The organism is Rhodococcus sp. P3_B8 (assembly GCF_056402775.1).
In genome coordinates, this window is sequence record NZ_JBFUGT010000003.1 from 65730 (window position 1) to 86239 (window position 20510).

Sequence of the window (20510 nt, forward strand, 5' to 3'; positions counted from 1 at the left end):
AGCTGAGACCCGGGCCTCGACGCATCATCGTTCCAACGTGGAAGTCGCCAGCCCTATGATTCGAAATGACGAACACAGGCTGTGACTCAAGCGATTGACCCCAAGGATCATCTCTCAGGGCATCGTGTATGAACTGCCGCCTGTTTCTCGTTCGGCCGTTATGCGGGCAGTGCCGCGGCTGTCACCTCCTGGGTGGGTTCGGCAGTGCTGCCTGTCGTCTGGCCACAAGGGGGGGCAGTCGAGGCCGGGTAGCGGGCGGGCTTCGACCATTCGTCGTGTTCCCGCCATTTGTCCCGGCCTAGTCTCGATCCTCGTCTTGCGCACTGACCTTCGAATAGATGGCCGGTAGCGAGGTCCTTCGGGCATGGCGTGCGGGAGCTCACCGGCGCTGCTTCGCCAGTTCTCCGTGGGTGGTCGGTGGGGGCGATGCGGAGCGTGGTCCAGGCGGTATCGATGCGGTGGTTGTATGGCGAGCCTCTGGAAGTCGGAGTAGTTGCTTCCGGCCCGTGCGGATGGCTCGTCCTGCGACGGCGAGGATCCGCAGCGCGCCCAGCCGGAGCTGTTTGGGCCGGCGCCTCCGACCCGACAGTGTCACGACTGATCACCGCCCTCGCTGGCGACGTCGAGGCCGTTGTGCCCACGATCAGGGCTGCCCGCGCATGGGCCCACCGGGATGCGGCCGTTCACGACGGACGATGCCCCGCATCCCGGGGGGGTGTCCCTATGGTTTTCGTCAAGCCGCTGAGGGGGTTGGATTCCGGTAGAGTTCCTTGTTCTTGAGCATGGCGTAGAGGACGTCGCAGCGGCGTCGGGCGAGGCAGATCAGGGCCGCGTTGTGTTTCTTCTTCTCGTCCCGTTTCTTGTCGTAGTAGGCGCGACTGGTGGGGTCGTGGAGGGCGGCGAAGGCGGACAGGAACAGGGCGCGTCCCAAGTTTCTTGTTGCCGGAGCGGGCGGGGTGCTCGCCACGGATGGAGGATCCCGATTTTCGGGTGACCGGTGCGATGCCGGCATAGGCCGCCAGGTGGGCGGCGGAGGGGAAGGCGGAGCCGTCGCCGACCTCGATCAGGATCCGAGCTGCYGTCCTGACGCCGATGCCGGGCATCGAGGTCAGGACTGGGGAAAGAGGGTGGTCATCGAGGGCCCTCTCCACGTCCGCGGCGACCGCTTTGCGTTGTAACAGGGTCTCTTTCAGTGAATCCGCGAGTTTGGGGAGAACGGTTTCGGCGGCCGCGGTGCCGGGCACCACCACGGCCTGCTCGTCGAGGGCGGCAAGGATGTCGGTGGCCAACCTGGCGCCCATTCGGGGTGCGTGCTTGACCGCGATCGCGGTGAGCTTGCGCTTGCCGGCCTGCCGGATTCCGGCCGGCCCGCCGCAGCGGGAGAGGATCTCGAGCACCGCCGGATGGGTKATGCGGGGGCCGAGGACCCGCTCRAGGGCRGGGTGGATGGAGGTGAGCAGGCCTCGGATGCGGTTGCTGACCCGGGTGGCCTCACCGGCAAGGTCGTCGTCGAATCCGACGAGGACCTCRAGYTCGGCGAGGGCCTCGTCGCCGGTATCGACCCGGCGCAGGGTGTGCGGCATGGTGCGGGCGGTATCGGCGATGATGAACGCGTCTCGGGCGTCTGTTTTCGCCTGTCCGGGGTACAGGTCGGCGATGCGGCGCATCGCCAGTCCGGGCAGGTAGCCGACCTCGTGGCCGCCTACGCGGGCCACGGTGACCGGCAGGGCGCCGATCGTRTTGGGTTGGTCGACGACCACCAGCACCGATCCGTGGCTGGCCAGGCGGTCGAAGACCGCCCGCAGYTTCGCTTCGTCGTTCGGCAACGCCKTGTCGTAGATCTTCTTTCCGGCGGCGGTCAGTCCGACGGCGTGGTGTTCGCCTTTGCCGACGTCGATGCCGCAGTACACCGCATAGTTCGAGTCCATTCAGGGGTCGTCCCTTGTGTCTCGGTCGGCCGGTCGCCGATCCGGCATCGACGCCCGGCACCCACGTTACAAAGAGACCTACCCAATTTCGGTTGGCCGTGTCCCTATYAGCGGTCCGTCGACGCCACCACACCCGGCGACACCACCCCCCGGATCATGCGAGAGACAGGGGCAAGGAGTCATACCGGGTCTGGCGACCGTAGCCCTTCTGTGAAGGACCGTGAATAAGGTAACGGGCTAGTTCTCCAGGCCGGGACGGGTGGCCCTGGCCGCCCTCACCGAGCTGCTCGCATCTGTCGTGTCGAGATGGAAGAAACGTGGCACCGTGCCCCGCCACGTCCTGTATTTGGGAGGTTACCGAACAGCGGGGTGCCGCGGATCGAGAGTCTACTTTTGGGCTGTACCGCGATCGACTGCTCTCGGACGAGAACCTCGGCGGCCATACCCACAGTTCGCCGTGCTCGGTTGCTGCAGCGCCGCAAGGGTGCCGAACGTGCCCTGACCTCGGTGGTGGCCACCTGCGACCTGCTCGGTGTCTCGACCCCGACGGATGGAGAAGGTCGTCGAGTCCCTCGGCATCCTCAGCCTGTCGAAATCCAAGGTGGCCGTGATGGCCGATGACCTCGACGCGAAGGTGGAGGCGTTCCGCAGCCGACCCTGGATGCCGGCCACGCAATTCGTCGCCGCCGACGCCCTTGGTGCTCAAGGTCCGGGAGAACGGGCGGGGTGGTCAACATGCACGCACTGGTCGCGGCCGGGGTCAACGCCGAGGGCTACCGGGCGATCCTCGAAGTCGTGGGCACTGGTCATCGCGTGGTGCTTTCTCGAGTGACCATGGTCGGTCTGAGTCACGCCGCGTTCACTGGGGCTACGACACGCCGGTCAGATCCGAATCCGGTCCGTACACAATCTTCATGGACACAACCTGCTTCTCGCGACTGATGTGAGCTTTGGGCTGTGCAATCTGGCTTTCCTACTCCGCTGCCGTTTAGGACTCCCTCCGAGAGCCCTAAACGGGTCGCTGGCGTCGACACACCACAGAAGCTAGCCGCGAGCCGAGGCGTCTTCCGGAGCGGACGCTCGCCGTTTGCTACCAGCTGCTACAAGATCAAGCAGCCCTGGAAAACGTGCGTCGAGATCTGCTCGACGCAGCATCACCTCGGCTCGGTTGCGGTAGTCGAACTGAGTGATCAGGCCCGACTCACGGAGGACCTTGAATTGGTGGGTCATCGTCGACCGGGAGACCCCCACCCCGAAGCTTGAGCACTTGCGCCGAGCCCCATCCGGTTCCCGAAGAAGGTCCTCGACAATCGATCGCCGATGTGGGTCCGCAAGAGCCGCGAACACCGCTCCTAACTCGAGCTGTTCCACAGCTGGCTGGTCTTTCGCTTCGCCCACTCTGACGCCTCCCAATCCACGCAGTTTGTCTGCCATCGTAATGAAAGACGTGTCATGGCAGAGGGCCGCTAGGCCAAAACTAGGACGACGATGGGTGGTCGTCGCGGCAACGCCCACGCATGCGCGTCAGTGTGACGACTGGTGCTCGACACGCTCAGCGCAACTGACCGTAGAGCCCTGGCCACGATCGCAGCGAAGCTACAGGTGTGCCACGCCGGCCCGACATAGAACTCCTAGCGAAAGACCGTCGAGGTGGGCAGATTTACACCGGGGTTGAGGATCCGGGATGTGGGTGGTGGCCGAGACCCACCGGCTCATCCACGGTGCTCGGTGCGCGTCGTTGCGTCCAGAGACTCACGAGTGACAGCGCCGCTCGATGAATGGACAGGAGTGTCCTCCGCGTGCGTTCGGCGGTCTGGGTCAGCTCGCAGTCAAATCCCTGGTCAGCGCGTCTACAAGAAGAGGACGACGTCATCGACGGTGACGTCGGTTCGCGGGCTATCCCTGGTGCCGGGTTGAGGAGAATGGCGCCGGCGTCGGTGAGAAGTGCGCATTGCCAGCAGATGGGTCGACACCGGAGGCGATGACCGCGCGATTCAAGGTGTTCCATGTTTCATCCCTATCCGGATGGCCTCGGCGGCCGTGCGGATGAAGGTTCGGTTGCCTCCTCACGCATGCGGGCGAGTCGATGCCTGTAGGCGGCGTCGATGAGGGCCTCCGAGGTCGGGAAGTGTCGGTGGAGCGTGCCCACACCCGCGCCTGCCAGGCGATGGCGTCCTGCGCGTGTCCAGTTCCTGCTTGGCGAAATATCTCCGCAGTGGTATGGGCGAAGCCCAGCAGATTGGCCAGGAGCTTGACATCCTACAGGCGTGTCGGGGTCGAGTTCACTATCGTCAGATAGGGGAAAATCTTGTGAAGAGGGAGGTTGCAGGTCTACGTAGGACCCCTTGCCCCACCAAGGAGCGTGCTCAAACACGTCAGCGCCCGAATGCTGTAGCGATGGAGTCGACCGCTTGCGATAGGCGGATTTCGCACATTGCGTAGTTGAATCGAACGAACTCGCGCCAGTCGACGCCATAATCTTCGCCGTGATTGACGATCACCTTTGCTCGTTCATCCAGCGCGGCTCCAGGGGAGGATCCTCGGCCCCATCCGGTGAAGTCGAGCCACGCAAGATAGGTCGCTGGCGGTGTGGTCGGCCATACACCCGGCAGGCGGTCTTCGAGGAGGCGGGCAAGCAGGTTTCGGTTGACTGCCAGCCTCGCAACGGTGTCGTCAAGCCATTCCGCACCTGAACCGTAGGCGGCGGTTGCTCCAATTACTCCCAGTGTGCTGTTCGCCGATGGCGGAAATAGTGCCAGATCATCCCAACGTTTTTGGTCTCTGGGATTGGAGAGAACGATCTGTGCGCATTTGAGTCCCGACAAGTTCCAACCCTTCGACGGTGAGGAAGCCGTAATCGTGTGAGCCTCAGTAGTATCGGACACCGAAGCGTACGGTACGTGTTTTCCACTGTAGACGATTGGTGCCCACACCTCGTCTGCGAAGACAGTTCCGTTGTAATGTGAAATTACCTCGGACAAGGCGAGCAGCTGGTCAGTTCCAAGAACGGTCCCAGTGGGGTTGTGGGGGTTGCAGAGGACTAGAAGTTCGCCGCCTCTTTCGAATGCTTGAGAGATTGCGTCCAGGTCGAGACTGTACTGACTCTCCCGTCGGAGCATCGGGACTTCAACGACATTCCTGCCTAGACGCTCCGGAATTCGAGTGAATGGAGCGTAAGCCGGAGTCGGCACTATCACATACGATCCATGACGCGTGAAGTGGCGAATCACCGCTTCGTAGGCGCTCTGCACGTCATCGGCGAGTCGAATCGCGAATTCGTCAACTTTCCACTCGTACCTTTCCCTGAGGAAATCGGCATAGGCCGACAAATGGTCTCTATAGACATGATCTGGCGTGTATCCGGTATATCCATCGTCGATGGCTGAATGCAGTGCCTGCGCAACTGCAGGGGCGGTTCCGAAATCAGACTCGGCTATTCCGGCACCAACCTTCCCTGGATAGTTCGCCCATTTGAAGTTTTTTCTAGGTGGAAACTTCTCGTTTATCGTCATGATTCTTCCATTCGTACTTCGGGGGCAGAATTCATGGATATCGACGTCATCCAGTGGACAAGCGGATGACCTCTCCAATGAATGGCTGCAGTGGTGGTCGCAGCACAAGGCAGTCCGAAATTCGTTGGTCGCAGGCTGATAAATAATGTCCCGACTCAGCGTTGATTAAAAGTGCGTTGCATTATCGCGGGTGGGGTTGAGGTCGTAAGGTAGAAATTGCCGGGTCGTATTCCGATCTGAAAGCTACTTGCGCACGGATGGGCTGGAGGCGATGATCAAGAAACTTCACAATTTAGACGCGCGACCGTACTGTCTGGGATATAGACGCGTCTGATTTATCTTCTGGAAACCGGCGATGTCACAAAATCTGTCTTCGAGTCAGCGGTCGACAGCGATGTCGTATGACCATCCGTTCACAACGTTGCGAGGTGCATCGAACAGGGTGTGCAACCCGTGGACGTTGGCGGTGGCCGCGGCACTGTTTCGGTCTGTGTAGAGGGGAATGGCGACCGCGTTGTCGTGGACATACTGGGCGATTTTGTCAAACCATTGCTTTCGTGCGTCCTGGTCGGTGGCCTTCGTTGCGTTCAAGAGCCATTCGTCAACCTGTTTGTCGGCGAGTTTCGAGCCGGCAACTACCGATCCGAGCGTAATTCCGTCGACTTGACCGTATTTGATGTCGGGGGTGACCGATCCAAATCCGCGGTTCAATTGCAGAGATAGGTCGAGTCCTCCAACTTGCCGAGGAAAGGCTTCGTACTGATTCTGGGCCAACAGGTCGTACACGAGCGCGTTCTCGACATATTTCAACTCAACTTCGACGCCGAGATTTTGCCGCAATTCTGCTTGCCACGCCTTGAGAAAGTCGTCTTCCGGGTACCCCGGCACACTCGCCAGGACGCGAATCGTCAAACGATTGCCCGCGGAATTAACACGATAGTTGTCGCTGTCGCGATCCCGCCAGCCCGCTTCGTCCAGCAAGGTGCTCGCGCGGACGATGTTCACGGAATTCGAGCCTTGGTACTTTCCATCGAAGTACCGACTTTGGGGCGAAATTATGCTCCACGCCCGGTCCTGGGTGCCTCGTGTAACGTTCTGAATCACGGAATTCAGGTCGACACCTGTTGTGAGTGCCTGCCGGACCCGCTTGTCCGTGGTGGGTCCATTTGTGACATTCAGATACAGGAGCTTGGGTGATCCGCTGGAGCCCTTTTGTTCGTACTGATAACCGGAGATTCCCTGAAAAAGCCCGATATCCTCGGCCTTGACCGTGCCGATCGCGTCTACCTCGCCGCTTTCGAGTAGGCCGGCGCGGGTCGAGGCCTCTGGAATGTACTTGACGACGAGTTCATCGACATACGCGGGCCCTTGATGACTCGCGGTGGCCGGCGGCCAGTTGTAGTCGGGATTCTTCCGAAAATCCAACTCCTGCCCGGGAACAGCCTTATCCAGCTTGAATGGGCCGGTGCCCACGAAACCTTCTCCGCTCGCCCACGAGTCCCTGTTGGACAGCGATCTCGGCGAGACAATCGCACCGCCGATCCCCGACAGTGTCGAGAGAAAGTCGGCGCGGGGAGTGTTGAGAGCGATCCGGACGTGGTAAGGGTCGACGACCTCCACGCTGTTCACACTGGAGTAGTTCAGTACGCCCACGTCGGAGTACCCCGGGTACTCCGGATTGCGGGCAAGGTCGATGTTGGCTTTGACGGCGTGTGCATCGAACCTTTCACCGTCTTGAAAAGTGACGTCCTGGCGCAATTGGAAATCGTAGACGAGCCCGTCACGCGAGATTGTCCACGCTGTGGCAAGCCAGGGATGAAACTGCTCGTTCTCGTCCGCGGAGACCAAACTGTCGTACACGTTTCGCAGCACCTGCGATGCGTCGAACGAGGCGCCGTAGTGCGGATTGAGCCCACGCTGAGGATAGGAGCTGAGCGCAAGAGTGAAGGTTCCGCCGGGTTGCGGTTGCGACGTGGGCGCGCCGCTTCCCGAGCCGGGTTCCGGGTCGGCAGTGCAGGCGGCGAGCCCGAGGATGGTGGCGGCGGTGACGCCGATCGCGAGGAGTTTTCGTACCCGCTTTGTCATGGTGTGGCTTTCGCTAGATCTTCGGAGTGTGGTCAGAGGGTTGATTCAGACGAGTTGGGGCAGGGAGTCGAGCAACTGCTTCGTGTACGGGTGTCGAGGGTTGGTGAATACCGTGTCCGCCTCGCCATGCTCGACGACTGCGCCGCCCTCGAGTACGAGGACGTCGTCGCACAAATGGTGTACGACGCCCAGATCGTGGGAGATGAAGAGAAAAGACGTGTCGTGTGCGATCCGAATCTCGGCAATGAGGTCCAGGATCTGCGCCTGCACCGATACATCCAGCGCAGAGACAGGCTCATCGCACACCACCAACTTCGGACGTGAGCCCAGTGCCCGGGCGATATTGACCCGCTGGCGCTGACCACCGGACAATGTGCGTGGATGCCGATCGGCCGTCCCGGCTGGAAGATGAACCTCATCGAGCAGTTGTTCGACCAGCACGTTCTTTTCACGACTCGTGTCAGAGACTAACGCGGCGCTTTCGGCGATGATCTCACGCACGGTGTACCGCGGGTCGAACGAACCGAGTGAGTCCTGGGCAATCAGCTGAATTTGGCCTAGCAGTTCGCGGCGGTCGTGAAGTTGAACACCGTCGAACTCGATACTTCCAGAATCGGCATCCTCCAGTCCTGCGACTATTCGTGCGATTGTCGACTTTCCGGACCCCGATTCACCGACCACACCGAGAATCTGACCACGGGCTAGATCGAAGGACACGTCACCAACTGCACGAACCGTCGACTTACGTGCACGATAAGTTTTCGAGATAGACGCAACACGCAGCATCGTGCCTGGGCTGTCGGGTGCCGAGGAAGAGCGCGCTCGTATCGGCGCGTTACCTCCCCGTAGAAGGGAGCCCTTGGTCGAACGGCTGGGAATCGACTCGATCAATGCTCGAGTGTACGGATGCTTGGGTTGATCAATCACCTCGCGTGCGAAGCCCTCTTCGACGATGCGACCCTCGCGCATCACGATGATGCGGTCGGCGATCGAGGACACCACGGCAAGATCGTGGCTGACCAGAATCATGCTGCGCCCGTCACGAACCTTCTCTGCCAGCAGATCGAGGATCCGCTTTTGCACGGTCACATCCAGAGCGGTGGTCGGTTCGTCTGCCACGAGTACCTCAGGCTGCGCTGCTAGAGCAGAGGCAATCAGCGCACGCTGTCGTTGACCTCCCGAGAGCTGGTGCGAGTGCTGCCTACGTTTGAGGTGTGGGTCGCTGATGCCCACAGAGCGCAGCAGTGTTTCCACCTGGTCAACTCGTGCGCGCCGCGAAGCCCGCGGTCCGTGTGCAGTGAGCGCCTCGTCGATCTCACTTCCTATCGTGCGCAAAGGATCCAGTGCAGTCAGTGCGTCCTGCAGTATGAGGCCGATTCGGTTCCCCCGAATCTGCCGCCAGAAGCGTTCGCAGCTTTTGGTGGCGTCCTCGTCGAACAACTCGAACCGATCCGCTGTCACTCGTGCACCGATTCCAGAGAGACCGAGGAGGCTGCGCGCGGTGACGGACTTCCCCGAGCCGGATTCGCCGACAACGGCGAGGATTTCTCCTTGGTGCAAGGAAAAACTTACTCCATGAATGACTTCGGTTGTACCAGTCGGTGAGGAGCTCGTATCGAAGCTCACTCGGAGGTTCTCCACGCGAATTAGGGGAGAGGCGCTCATTGGATGGATCTTCTCTCGAATCGGTGGTGCAGGTGACGACCTACCACTGTGGTGGCAATGACAGTTGCCGTGATAGCTAGGCCCGGAAAGAACACTGTCCACCAGGCCAGTCGAAGGTCATCACGCGACTCCGACAGCATCGATCCCCATTCCGGCAACGGCGGTTGTGTGCCGAACCCGAGAAAGCTGAGCGTGGCTGTGCCGAGAATGCTCGTTCCGAGACCCAGAGTCGCGAGCACCGGAAGTGTGACAAGAGCATTAGGAACGATGTGTTTCACGGTCAGGGCGAATTTCGATGTGGTATTCAAACGTGCCTGCGCGACGAACTCGGATTCGCGGACCGCGAGGATCTCGGCCCGAACGACCCGGCCGTACCGTGGAGCAGCCGAAAGTCCGATCGCGAGGATCAGATTCCACGTGCCCGGACCGGTAAATGCGATGAGCACGAGAGCGAACAATATTTCTGGGAACGAACCCAGAAGATCGAAAACCTGTGTCACTACTTCGTCGATGATCCGATTTCCGGTGCCTGCAGCCGAACCGAGAACGATGCCGACAGCCACCGCCACAGCTGTTGCGACCCCCCCGATGAAGAGCGAATACTGTGCCCCGTGAACGACGCGAACAAGCACGTCGCGCCCGAGCCGGTCGGTACCGAAAAGATGTTGCCACCCAGGCTGTTGATGGGCCGCGGCGAGTGCCGTCTCGAGCGGATCGCTGGGGGCGAGAAGCGTAGGCGCCACGACTGCGATCGCGGCCAATGCCAGATAGCTTGTCGCCAACCAGAGTCCCCACTGCGCCCCTACTGTGGGGATCCGGGTTCGTGACAACAGACTCATCGCACACGGTCCTTGAGTCGCGGATCGATCCACAGATAGCTGATATCGACCAAGACGGTGACCACGATATAGACCGCCGAGGACAAGATCGCGACTCCGAGAACAACGGGAATGTCCTGATACATGACGGCTTCGACAGTCGCGCGGCCGATCCCGGGACGGCCGAACACCTCTTCGACAACGACCGTTCCAGTAAGCAGGCCACTGACGATCCAGCCCGCAAGGGTGGTCGCCGGAATCAGAGAGTGCCTGAGTGCATGGCGAGATTTCAATCTTGCGGGGCCTATTCCTCGCGCTCGGGCTGTCAGTGAATACGGTTGTTCGAGTGAGCGTTCCATTCCCTCGCGAAGGACCTGAGAGAGCACTGCGGCGGTTGGGAGGGCGAGAGTGAATGCGGGCATGATCAGGCGTTGGATCTCGTTTCCGGCGGTAACTGGAAGAACCCGCAGATTGAAGGCGAATACCGAGATCAAGATCAGGCCCAACCAAAAGTACGGCATGGACGCCAACGTCAGTTCCGAGGTCTGCACCAACTTGGGCACGAATCCTGCGCGGCCCGCGGTCGTCATCGCCAAAGCAAGCGCGATCAGGAGAGCAAAGATCAGAGCAGCGCCGGCCAACTGGGCTGTAGCGCTCAACCTCGTGCCGAACAGAATTTCCGAAACGTCCTCGCCGCGAACGTACGAGCGTCCGAAGTCGCCGTGTAGGACGTTGGTGAGATAGGCCCAATACTGCGCAATGAGTGGCTTGTCGAGACCCCAGTCAGCCTCGATCGTTGCGCGCAGCTCGGGATTGCTCGCGTCTCCCGTTACAACACTCACCGGGTCGCCGGGAGCGAGATGCATGGACACAAAGGCCAATGTGATGGCCGCGATAATCATCGCGGACGCCGATACGAGCTTGCGCACAATGTATCTGGTTCGAACACCCCTAAGGCGCGAGGTGTGAGCAGGGGTGGGTCGCTTCGGGGCCGACACCGTCCGGTGTGGCGCAGCCATCACCTCAGTTGTACTCATATGAACGTCCTGCTCTTGTATGGCCGGTTAGCGCTCGATGGGAAGCCCGACAACACTGCCCCATTCCGTCCATGACCCGTCGTAGACCCGCACCCCTTGGGTGTTCAAGACGTCGGTGAGGATGAGCCAGCCGAGCGAAGCCCGRTGGGAAAGCCGGCAATAGGTGATTGCCTGTCGAGCGGAGTCCAGTCCCACTTGTGCAAAGGTGGCCTGCAGTTCCTCTAGAGGTCTAACTCGTCCCAAATCGTCAAGCAAGTCGCGAATGTGAAGGTGAACGGCCCCGGGAATGTGTCCTGCGCGCTCAGCGCCGTGGTCGAATCCCATCGACCACGGTGTCACTCGTTCACCGGAGAATTCCTCAGGTGATCGCATATCGATCAACAAGGACTGCGCGTCGTGGAGGGATTCACGCAGCTCCTCGCGGCCGATGGCGACGGTGCTGAAGGGATTGATCTCGTCGGCGCCCGGGATCGATAGCATTACGTCAGCAGCGAGCCGTGCAGGAACGTCGACGGCTGTTCCTAGGGGGAGTCCAAGGCCGTTCCAGGCCTCCAGCCCACCGTCGAGGTAGCGGGCGTTTTCGCTCAATCCCCTCGCTTGCAGTACCCACAGCGCATAGGCTCCGAACTGCGGCTCCTCGCCGTAGAACACGGGTATGGTGCCTTGTCCCACCCCGAGCTCGAAGAGCCGACTGCTCAGCGTCTCCGCCGTGGCAAACTCCCGCCGGTAGTCGTCCCACAGCAGCCTCTTCCAGTGCACCGCGACTGAGCCCGGAATCAGTCCAGGGGACCCGTCCTGGGTATCGGCAGAAAACCGAACCTCGACCGGGTGTACCTCGGGGGTACTCAGTCGAGCCTCGAGCCACGCGGTACTGACCAATCTTTGTGGAGCATGTGCGCCCACGGTGAGCCTCCGTTCAATCACATGGATCACCTCTCGACCCACATGTTGAACATAAAGCATCGGGCAGGTGCTTATGAACTGACCAAATCAGTGCGATTGTAACTCTTGTATCTGCAGGTTGCAGACGTGTTGGGGGAAGTGCTGACCGGGATTTGTCGCGATTCGCCGCCTTTTTGGATGATACAAAATTGTGAACGGTCCGACTTGAGATTGAACAAATCGGCCGGATCGGCCGGCTGCTGTTAAGTCTCTCAAGAGCGGGCGCCTGGTTACGCGCCGCGACCAGTCACACGCGAAACGGCTTCGACAAGTCCAGCCGGCTCCTTAGCTCACTGGCAATGGGAATGGAGCAATACATGACAATAGATGCACAGGTCATCCTCAACGCGAATCTGATTCCAGGGGGGACAGTAGGGAGCCCCTGGCGACGATCCGACGCGCCTGGAAGCCACTTCATCACTATCGACCACTACATCGAGGTGGCAAAGATTGCCGAGCGTGGCCTACTCGATGCAGTATTTCTTGCCGACAGCGTTGATTTTGGTTCCCGCGAATGGAACTCACCCGGTCGTCTCTTGGATCCACTGATTGCGCAGGCAGTGCTCTCGGCGCACACCGAGCGGATCGGCTTCGTCGCCACCGCAAGCACCTCGTACAACGATCCGTACAATCTCGCACGTCAGTTTGCCAGCCTTGCCGCCGCCAGCAGCGACCGGGTCGCGTGGAACATTGTGGTCTCCGGCGGCGATCCGGCGGCCCGCAACTATTCACGTGAGGCCGCGCTGCCCAAGGCAGAGCGTTACGAACGCGCGGCGGAGTTCATCGAAGTCGTCACCAAGCTATGGGGTTCCTGGGCTGACGGCGCTCTTGTAGCGGACAAAACCACCGGCGAATACCTCGACCCGACACTGATCGATCCAGTCGATCATGTCGGCAAACACTTCCAGGTGCAGGGACCGCTCAAGGCCCCCCCACTCAGTCACGGCAGACCCGTCCTCGTGCAGGCCGGTGCCTCTTCGTACGGAGAGGATTTGGCTGCGACCTACGCTGACGTGGTCTACTCCCCGCACCTGAACGCGGACAGCGCCCGGGAACGTCGAACAGCGTTGCGTAAACTTGCCGCAGCGAAGGGCCGCGAGCCCAATTCCATCAAACTGATTCCTGGGCTTATGACGGTCATCGCCGACACCGAAGAAGCCGCTCTCCGCCGCGAAGAAGAACTCGCCGACTTGATCCCCGAGTCGGTGCAGATTCTGAATCTGGCTATAACCCTGGAAGTTCCGGTGGAATCGCTGACACTGGATGCTCCAATCCCGTGGGACCTCATGCCGGGCGATGACACTGCACGCGGATCCCGCGGACAACGCTCGGTGTTCATCGAGAACGTGCGAAGTCGAGGCCTCGACACCCGAGGAGCAGCTCGTCTACTCGCGGCAGGTAGCGGGCATGCAAGAGTTGTGGGTACGCCCGAACAGGTGGCGGACGTGATCGAAACGTGGTTCACCGAAGGTGCCGTTGACGGATTCAACATCATGGTCGATGAATTGCCCGACGGGCTCGAAGTTTTCGTCGACCACGTCGTGCCTCTTCTGCAGAAGCGCGGGTTGCACCGGACTGAGTACAGGGGAGCGACGTTGCGCGAGCACTACGGGTTGTGAGGCAGACCGGGTGACACCGAAACGGTCAGTGTGCCCTCACACCTGTCAACGACGGTTGGAAACTTTCCGGCCGTCGTTGGCGACGCTAAGCGAGGTACTCGCGATTTCTGCTGCACGACGCTTCTGCAATCCTTGTCGCCAGCTCTTCGACGAGCTCGTCTTCGTCGGGCAACTGCGGAATCGCCACTCGCAGCAGTGCGCGTGAGTGCTTGCCGATGAAGGACTTGCTACCAGAGCCGACCACAATTCCTTTCCGAGCCAGACTGATGAGGGCCGAGTTTTCATCGGAGACCTCGACCCACAGCACGAGGCTGTTGTCACCGGCCTGGGCCCGCAATCCTTGGCGTGCGAGCGCGCTGATCAATCGTTCGCGTCGTGTCCGGTACTTGTCCCGTGCCGCTGTCACCGCGAATTTGGCCTCGTCACTGTTGATCAGGTGTGCCAGTGTGTTCTGCAAGATTCGACTATTCATAGCGACCCCGTGAGTTCGCTTGTCAATGATGGCCGCGACGAGCTGCTCACTTCCACCAATCACACAGGTGCGGATATCGACGCCGTATGCCTTGCAGTAGCTGCGAACGCGAACGGTGTGGTCGGGCAGGAACGGTCCCAGCGAGGCCGCTTGGCGGACGGCCAACGGGCCGACGCCATCATCTTCGATGATCCACGGTCGAGTGGGTGAATCCATCAGCACGCGCGCCAGGTCGGCGGCCCGAGCAGTGCTCAACGAGCCCTCCATCGCGTACGACCCCTCCGGCTGCAGTACGAGAGCGACAGGTTCGAGCTCGAGCGCTTCCTGAAGCGATTGAATGAGGGGGCCTTCGGAGTCGCGGCAGAGGCCGACGGGCTGAATGTTCAATTCGGACAGCGTATCGAGGAAGCCGGGCATTGCGGGTTCTTCGATGGCCACTACGCCGCCTGCCGAGGCGGCCGCCTCGGTGGCCAATATCAACCCTTCCGAACCCCCGCCCGCTGCCGTCCAGGCTTGCGCCTGGAAGGGCCAGTGGGCTTGCACGGCGGAGAGTAAAGGCTCGGTGATGTACTCGCGACCAGGTCGATTCAGCTCATGAGACGAACTCAACCCCGCAAGCAAGGCTGCAGAAAGGTCGGGCTGCATTGCATAGTCGGGGCTTCCAGACAGTAGATCGCGCGCAGACCAGTCGACACTTCCGTGCGCGCCAGACTCATTTCGTATAGAAGGTCCGGCGCCAAGCACCATCGTTCCGCCGCGTCGGCGGGTCTCAACGAAACCGTCTCGCCGCAGAGTGCTCCACGCCGCGACGATAGTTCCTGTACTCACGCCGCACACATGCGCGACCTGACGAACAGTCGGCAGTCTGGAGCCTGGCCGCAAAGTGCCGTCATGGATCAAACTCGCGACGGCTCGGCCCACGGTTTCCGCGGTTCGAGGGCCCGTCATCCCTTCGAGGGCGGATATTATCTGCGCCTGGTCGTCTGCCACTCTCCACACCAGCCGATCTTTGTTTCTGGTCAATGTGCGATATGTTCATCGTACCTCTCGGCATTGATTTGGCAGGGTGCCGGTCCGCCGGATCGATCGTGTGGCGCCTCGAACCCCAAGGATCGCGAACCGGTCCAGGCGCGCGCGACGGGTGTATCGGGTACTGCGGAGCGATGACAGGGTCGTGCCCGATTTCCGCAAGAAACCACGCTCACGCTGCAGTTTCGAGTACGGCTCCCTCAATGGGTGCTGGGAACATCGGCAGATCGGACACTATTCGCCCGTGCCCACCGCGGTGTAGCTGCCGCAGATCCTTGGGCGGACCGCTCTCGCCTTGGCGTGCCGACGGGCCGAAGTCTCCGCCGTCGCGTCGACGGCACCGATCGGGCGGTGGATGGGCACGGGGTTTACTCATGGACTTGCCGGCTGACTGGTGGGTCTGCGGGCAGAACTTCGCCCACGACACGAGATGCGCGGAGGACCGGAATCGGGTCATGTCGATCCCGGTCTCGGAGATCAACTTGGCGGCGGGAACGGTGTTCACGCCGACGATGCAGGTGGACGTGTCCGCACGCCCTACGTGCAGACGATCAGCGGCGGCGGGTCGCGTGTCGGGAGAAGGGCTGATCGCGTCCGCGATCAGCGCGTCGCGTGCGGTTCTTTGGGCGCCGATCTGGTCGCTGTTGTCGAGCATCATCTTCAGAATCGTCGCGTGGTGGTCGGTGAAGAATCCGGGCAGCGCCTCTTCGAGTTGGTCGGTCTTCTTCCGCGCACCGCTCTTGGCCAGCCGGGCGAGCGTCCGCGGATCCCGCTCTTTGGCGATCAGGGCTTGCATCATCGCACGCCTGGATACGCCGTGCAGGTCCGAGAGCACCGACGAGATCTTGATCTGGGGAACTTCGAGTAGCTTCTCGACCCGTTGCTGCTGGCGGGTGCGGTCCTGCACCAGGGCACGGCGGTAGCGGGTGAGGTCGCGTAGCCGGCGGATCTCGGTCGGCTGCACCAGCGACGGCAGGCACATGCCACGCTCGACCACCTTCGCCAGCCACACCGCGCCGGACCGAGCGGGAGGCGCCCGAGGGCGACTCGGTGGGCACCAGTCCCAGGTGGCGCCGATCGAGCGGCCGATCAGCGGGTGCCAGTCCCCGATCTCGACCGCCAGCCCGAACGCGGTCAACGTGGACACTCCCGCAGGCACCCAAGCCGGGTCACACCGGGGTGTAGGCGCTGTCGGCGGCCATCCGTGCGATCGCGGCATCCAAACGGTCGCGTCGGCCGAGGGCGGCGAGCGTGGTGTCGTACGCGGTCTCGTAGGCCAACTGCAGACCGGGCTCATCGAAATGCTGGCTGCGCAGCCAGGTGTCATGCACCTGCGTCCACGCGTGCCCGCAGTACTAGACGCTCCCTTGCCTCAGACGAAGTTTCGACAACCTGTGCCGGGCCGCCATCAGATCTCGGCGCACGCCCTCACGGGCGCGCACCAGATTTCAGGCGGCCTCCTGTGCCACGCGCGGGACCATGACCGGGTTGATCTGATCGAGGTACAGCAATCTCGCCAGAACCGTGCATTTCGCGCGTCGGTCTTGACCCGATCTCCGGACGGGCGCTGCAGCTTCGAGGGTGCCGCCACCAGACACTCGATGCCGACCGTGTTCAGGAAACGGGCCAGCCGAACCCGTGGGCCCGGCCTCGTACGTCGCCTTCACCGGATCCGGCAACGCCCGGATCCACGCGAGTATCTCGCGATGATCGGGCGCAAATCGGAGCTTGAGCAGCTCACCGGTCCGCCCGTCGAGGCCGCACACGACGACCGATCGTGCGTGTACATCCAATCCGACGCTCGTACGCAATGATTCATTGCTGGGGCCTCGCACATCTTGTGGCTCTACCGGCCAGGACCCGTTTCCTGTCGGCAACCTACGCTCACATGTGGAGTGGCCCCCGCCAATACCCTCATACTGTCCAACTCGCCCCGTCCCGAGTATCTGCCTGATCCCGTTCGACGGGTGATCAGCGTCAGTCGTCGGCGAGGAACACCACTTCCACCGTCTACTGGCTGGCGATCGTCTCGTGTGATGATCGACGACACTATCGCCCGCAGTCGTACGCTCGACAAAACCACAATGCCCAGAAGTGGCACAGTCAGGTTGGAGGTTGCGTCATGACGCTAGCGGCTTCAAAAGCGCAGTACCGGGCTGCTGGTCAGGCGGTGAAATTCGCTGGACTTCGGCACCCTGACTACTGCTTGCCGAACGACTTCGGACGTGCTGTTGCTGAGGCAGAACACCGAAACTGCCTCGGCAACGAGGTAGACCTCGACACCGTGACGCGTTCATGCTGGTGTGCGATTTGGGTGTCCATGGCCGGTCGCGTTCGATAGCCTTCGCGGGGCCTGACTTGTGGGGTATTACGGCGCGTAGGCGAGGTTCGGTTCCCACCCCAGGGCCGGAGCGATGTAATTGGCCACAGTTTGTAGAAGGCGAGCGTTGTAGTCAACACCGAGTTGGTTGGGTACCGTCAGCAGCACCGTATCGGCCGACCGTACCGCCGCGTCAGCGGCAAGCTGCTCGGCAATTCTGTCGGGTTCCCCGACATAGGTTTTGCCGAAGCGGGATCTCAGTCCGTTGAGGACGCCGACCTGGTCCTGTGTGTCCTCGGTGCGTCCACCGAAGTACAGGCGGTCCTCATCCGTTGTGATGGGTAAGACRCTGCGACTGACGGAGATTCGGGGCTCATGTGTGTGGCCGACGTCTTTCCATGTCTGTCGGTAGACATGGATCTGCTCAGCCTGCAGTTCGTCGAACGGAATGCCGGTGTCCTCGCTGAGAAGCGTACTGCTCATCAAGTTCATGCCCTGCTGCGCTGTCCACACTGCAGTTGCCCGTGTCGCCGAGCCCCACCAGATGCGGTCGGCGAGACCGGGGGATTGCGGTTCGATCGCCAGCCCTCGCGAGACTCCCGAAGTCTTGGGGTCTGACATCGTGACGGGCTGTCCCGCAATCGCTGTACGAAACAATTCCGTGTGCGACCGTGCCATGTCAGCGTCTGTTGACCCTTCGGGTGGAATGAATCCGAAGGACTCGTAGCCCCGCAGCGCTGGTTCCTGTGAGCCTCGGCTGATACCTAGTTGGAGCCGACCGGAGCTGATCAGGTCGGCTGCTGCGGCCTGCTCGGCCATGGAGAGCGGGTTCTCGTAACGCATATCGATGATTCCCGTTCCGAGCTCAATGCGCCTGGTGCGGGCAGCCATGGCGGCAAGCAGAGGGAAGGGGCCGGCAAACTGTGGTGCAAAGTGGTGCACACGCACGTAGGCGCCATCAATCCCTATCTCCTCTGCGGCGACTGCCAGCTCGATCGACTGGAGCAGCGCCTCCTGTGCGGTCGTTGTACGAGAGCCGCGGGCGGGCTGATAGTGGCCAAACGACAGGAATCCAATTCTCTTCTTCATTACTGCTCTCCAACTCTGGGCGCACCTCGTTAGGTGCGCTGCGATAGTTCGTCTATAAACTCTGGCGGTGGTCGGGCTGGCTAGTCGGTGTCGGCTCCTGCGACCAGGACGTCCAGCAGGCCTGGAAATCGTTGGTCGATGTCGTGCTTCCGCAGTGAGATCGCTTTTCGGTTGCCATAGTCAACCTCTTTGATCAGGCCGGCGTTGCGGAGAATCTTGAAGTGATGCGTCACAGTCTGTTTCGCCAGTGGCATCCCGAACGACTGACACGTTCGCTCGGCGTCCACTGGAAGACGCGCGAGTTCGACGATGACACGTCGTCGGTGTCCGTCGGACAGGGCGCTGAGCACGGTGCCGAGTTCGAGGTCTGCGGTCGCTGGGTGCATGGTCCTCATCTCTCTCCGAAGGTACGACTTGCATCATACCTCTTCGCCTGGTTCACTCTCGAGGTACGACTTACGTCATACCTTAGGAGAGGGTGAATGTCTAACAATGCTCAGCATGTAAGCGGAAATCGGTCAACCTCGATCGTGACACCTGTTGTCCTACTCGCAGTCTTCGTAATGCCTATCAGCATCTCCGGCACAGCCATTGCGCTACCGGCTATCGCGGCTGAGCTCGGCGATTCCCCAGCCGCTCTGCAATGGGTCGTCAATGGGTTCAACATCCCGTTCGCGCTTTTCACCCTTATCTGGGGTGCTGTGGCCGATCGGGTCGGATATAAACGTACCTTCGCGCTCGGTGCGCTGATTAGCCTGGTCGGGTCGGCTCTAAGTGTACTTGCGTCACACTTGCTGATCTTGGACGCAGGTCGCTTGCTCGCGGGAGTTGGCGGAGCGGCAATCGTGACTGGTGGAACCGCGTTGCTGTCCACTACACACTCGGGAGCAAAGCGGGCCAAAGCATTTGCGCTACTCGGTACCGTTGTGGGCCTCGGCTTGGCGACTGGACCCACCATCTCAGGGGGTCTCGTGGCCCTTGTGGGATGGCGAGGAGTCTTCGCCACCGCCGGTGTCATTTCTATCACGGCGGTCATTGCCAGCGTCGTTCTTCCGGCAGACGCCGCGTCAGTCGCGCGTGAACGTGGGAAGGCGATCGACTTTTCCCCCCTGCGCAACAGGTACTTCCTGTCCATAGCCTTGGTTCCAGTTGCTGTCGCACTCGGGTACGTGCCGATCTTGACCTACCTCCCGGTAGCTCTCAGTGCGGTCTCGGGAATGGACGCAGGCCGCGCAGGTCTGCTCATGTTGCCTCTGACTGTGCCGGTACTGATCGCACCCGCCCTCGCCTCGATGCTCGTTCACCGAGTTCAGTCGATCACGCCGATGATCATTTTCAATGTCGCAATGGCAGCACTGGTGGTCGGCGATCTCGGCCTTCTCGTTCTCGGGCCCGAACGTCCTGTGCAACTACTTGTCCTACCCATGCTCCTTCTCGGATTTGGATTCGGTCTTCCCTTGGGGCTGATCGATGCGGAAGCGTTGGCGGCCGTGCCGACGAACAAGAGCGGTGCCGCAGCAGGAGTGCTTAACTTCCTACGACTGGGCAGCGAAGCTGTCGTCGTCGCAGCGTATGCCGCGTTCATGACCGCGCTGTTGGTTGCTGGAATCGACAATTCGACCGACGCGCACCGTGCGGCGGCAGGATGGGACGGGGCAAGTAGCGCCTACGCAGCCGCGTTCCATCTGGTCGTGATTGCCATGTCAGTGCTGACGCTGATCCTTGCAACCCTGATCAACCTGTTGCATCGGTCTCACCGTCGGCAGGGTGGTGGAACTGCCCAGCGGCAGCAACTGGATACCGACTCGGACATCGCGACAGTCAGCGTTTCGTAATAGCAGGACACCACGACCCTGCAGGCCCACATCCAGTACGCGATCCTGCCCTTACCGGCGCCAACAGCCGTGGTGAAAAAGACATAGACGTTGTTGGCGTTGACGTGCTCGGACCTCCCGAAGCATCAACGCCGACAACGTCAATGCCGTAACTGCGGG

General features: G+C 61.2%; 12 protein-coding genes and 4 pseudogenes. 3 read left to right on the forward strand and 13 right to left on the reverse strand.

Translation table 11 applies throughout. The features are described from left to right. Positions 1–733 precede the first annotated feature (733 nt). Positions 734–1928, reverse strand: a pseudogene (locus AC1D1G_RS02680) (IS110 family RNA-guided transposase). Positions 1929–2366: 438 nt separating this feature from the next. Here AC1D1G_RS02680 and AC1D1G_RS02685 point away from each other — a divergent pair. Further along, positions 2367–2723, forward strand: a pseudogene (locus AC1D1G_RS02685) (transposase); the annotation flags it as partial. 1580 nt (positions 2724–4303) lie between these two features. Here AC1D1G_RS02685 and AC1D1G_RS02690 read toward each other — a convergent pair. From AC1D1G_RS02690 to AC1D1G_RS02715, 6 genes are all read right to left on the reverse strand, one after another. Next, positions 4304–5440 (reverse strand): MalY/PatB family protein, encoded by a 1137-nt coding sequence (locus AC1D1G_RS02690; RefSeq protein ID WP_082833387.1) that lies wholly within the window; start codon positions 5438–5440, stop codon positions 4304–4306. 378 nt (positions 5441–5818) lie between these two features. Further along, on the reverse strand, positions 5819–7525 hold the full coding sequence (locus AC1D1G_RS02695; RefSeq protein ID WP_477950961.1) for an ABC transporter substrate-binding protein: 1707 nt from the start codon (positions 7523–7525) through the stop codon (positions 5819–5821). Between the two features lie 45 nt (positions 7526–7570). Continuing rightward, entirely contained in the window at positions 7571–9151 is a 1581-nt protein-coding gene (locus tag AC1D1G_RS02700) for a dipeptide ABC transporter ATP-binding protein (protein ID WP_477950963.1), read from the reverse strand. A gap of 35 nt (positions 9152–9186) precedes the next feature. Then, positions 9187–9972, reverse strand: coding sequence for an ABC transporter permease (locus tag AC1D1G_RS02705; protein ID WP_477950965.1), 786 nt, complete (start codon positions 9970–9972; stop codon positions 9187–9189). A 53-nt stretch (positions 9973–10025) separates the two neighbouring features. After that, the gene (locus AC1D1G_RS02710) at positions 10026–10937 is read right to left on the reverse strand and encodes an ABC transporter permease (protein WP_240319610.1); all 912 of its coding nucleotides are present in this window, start codon (positions 10935–10937) and stop codon (positions 10026–10028) included. A 135-nt stretch (positions 10938–11072) separates the two neighbouring features. Beyond that, positions 11073–12008 (reverse strand): sulfurtransferase, encoded by a 936-nt coding sequence (locus AC1D1G_RS02715; RefSeq protein WP_477950967.1) that lies wholly within the window; start codon positions 12006–12008, stop codon positions 11073–11075. A gap of 296 nt (positions 12009–12304) precedes the next feature. Here AC1D1G_RS02715 and AC1D1G_RS02720 point away from each other — a divergent pair, with 296 nt between their 5' ends. Then, the gene (locus AC1D1G_RS02720; RefSeq protein ID WP_477950969.1) at positions 12305–13606 is read left to right on the forward strand and encodes an NtaA/DmoA family FMN-dependent monooxygenase; all 1302 of its coding nucleotides are present in this window, start codon (positions 12305–12307) and stop codon (positions 13604–13606) included. Between the two features lie 85 nt (positions 13607–13691). On the opposite strand, the gene AC1D1G_RS02725 is transcribed toward AC1D1G_RS02720, so the two are convergent. The 6 genes and pseudogenes from AC1D1G_RS02725 to AC1D1G_RS02750 all read right to left on the reverse strand — a co-directional run bounded on the left by AC1D1G_RS02725 (position 13692) and on the right by AC1D1G_RS02750 (position 18902). Beyond that, a complete protein-coding gene (locus AC1D1G_RS02725; RefSeq protein WP_477951096.1) occupies positions 13692–14723 on the reverse strand; it encodes an aminotransferase class I/II-fold pyridoxal phosphate-dependent enzyme in 1032 nt (343 codons plus the stop codon). A gap of 108 nt (positions 14724–14831) precedes the next feature. Beyond that, positions 14832–15026 (reverse strand): annotated as a pseudogene (locus AC1D1G_RS02730) (GntR family transcriptional regulator); the annotation flags it as partial. A 253-nt stretch (positions 15027–15279) separates the two neighbouring features. Beyond that, positions 15280–16089, reverse strand: coding sequence for a transposase (locus AC1D1G_RS02735; protein ID WP_477950971.1), 810 nt, complete (start codon positions 16087–16089; stop codon positions 15280–15282). A 40-nt stretch (positions 16090–16129) separates the two neighbouring features. After that, positions 16130–16918: pseudogene (locus AC1D1G_RS02740) on the reverse strand (IS110 family transposase); the annotation flags it as partial. A gap of 557 nt (positions 16919–17475) precedes the next feature. Beyond that, on the reverse strand, positions 17476–18516 hold the full coding sequence (locus tag AC1D1G_RS02745) for an LLM class flavin-dependent oxidoreductase (RefSeq protein ID WP_037235727.1): 1041 nt from the start codon (positions 18514–18516) through the stop codon (positions 17476–17478). An 80-nt stretch (positions 18517–18596) separates the two neighbouring features. Next, the gene (locus AC1D1G_RS02750; RefSeq protein ID WP_231914093.1) at positions 18597–18902 is read right to left on the reverse strand and encodes an ArsR/SmtB family transcription factor; all 306 of its coding nucleotides are present in this window, start codon (positions 18900–18902) and stop codon (positions 18597–18599) included. Positions 18903–18998: 96 nt separating this feature from the next. Between AC1D1G_RS02750 and AC1D1G_RS02755 the strand changes: the two genes are divergently transcribed. Then, positions 18999–20351 (forward strand): MFS transporter, encoded by a 1353-nt coding sequence (locus AC1D1G_RS02755; protein ID WP_477950974.1) that lies wholly within the window; start codon positions 18999–19001, stop codon positions 20349–20351. The last annotated feature ends 159 nt before the right edge of the window (positions 20352–20510 follow it).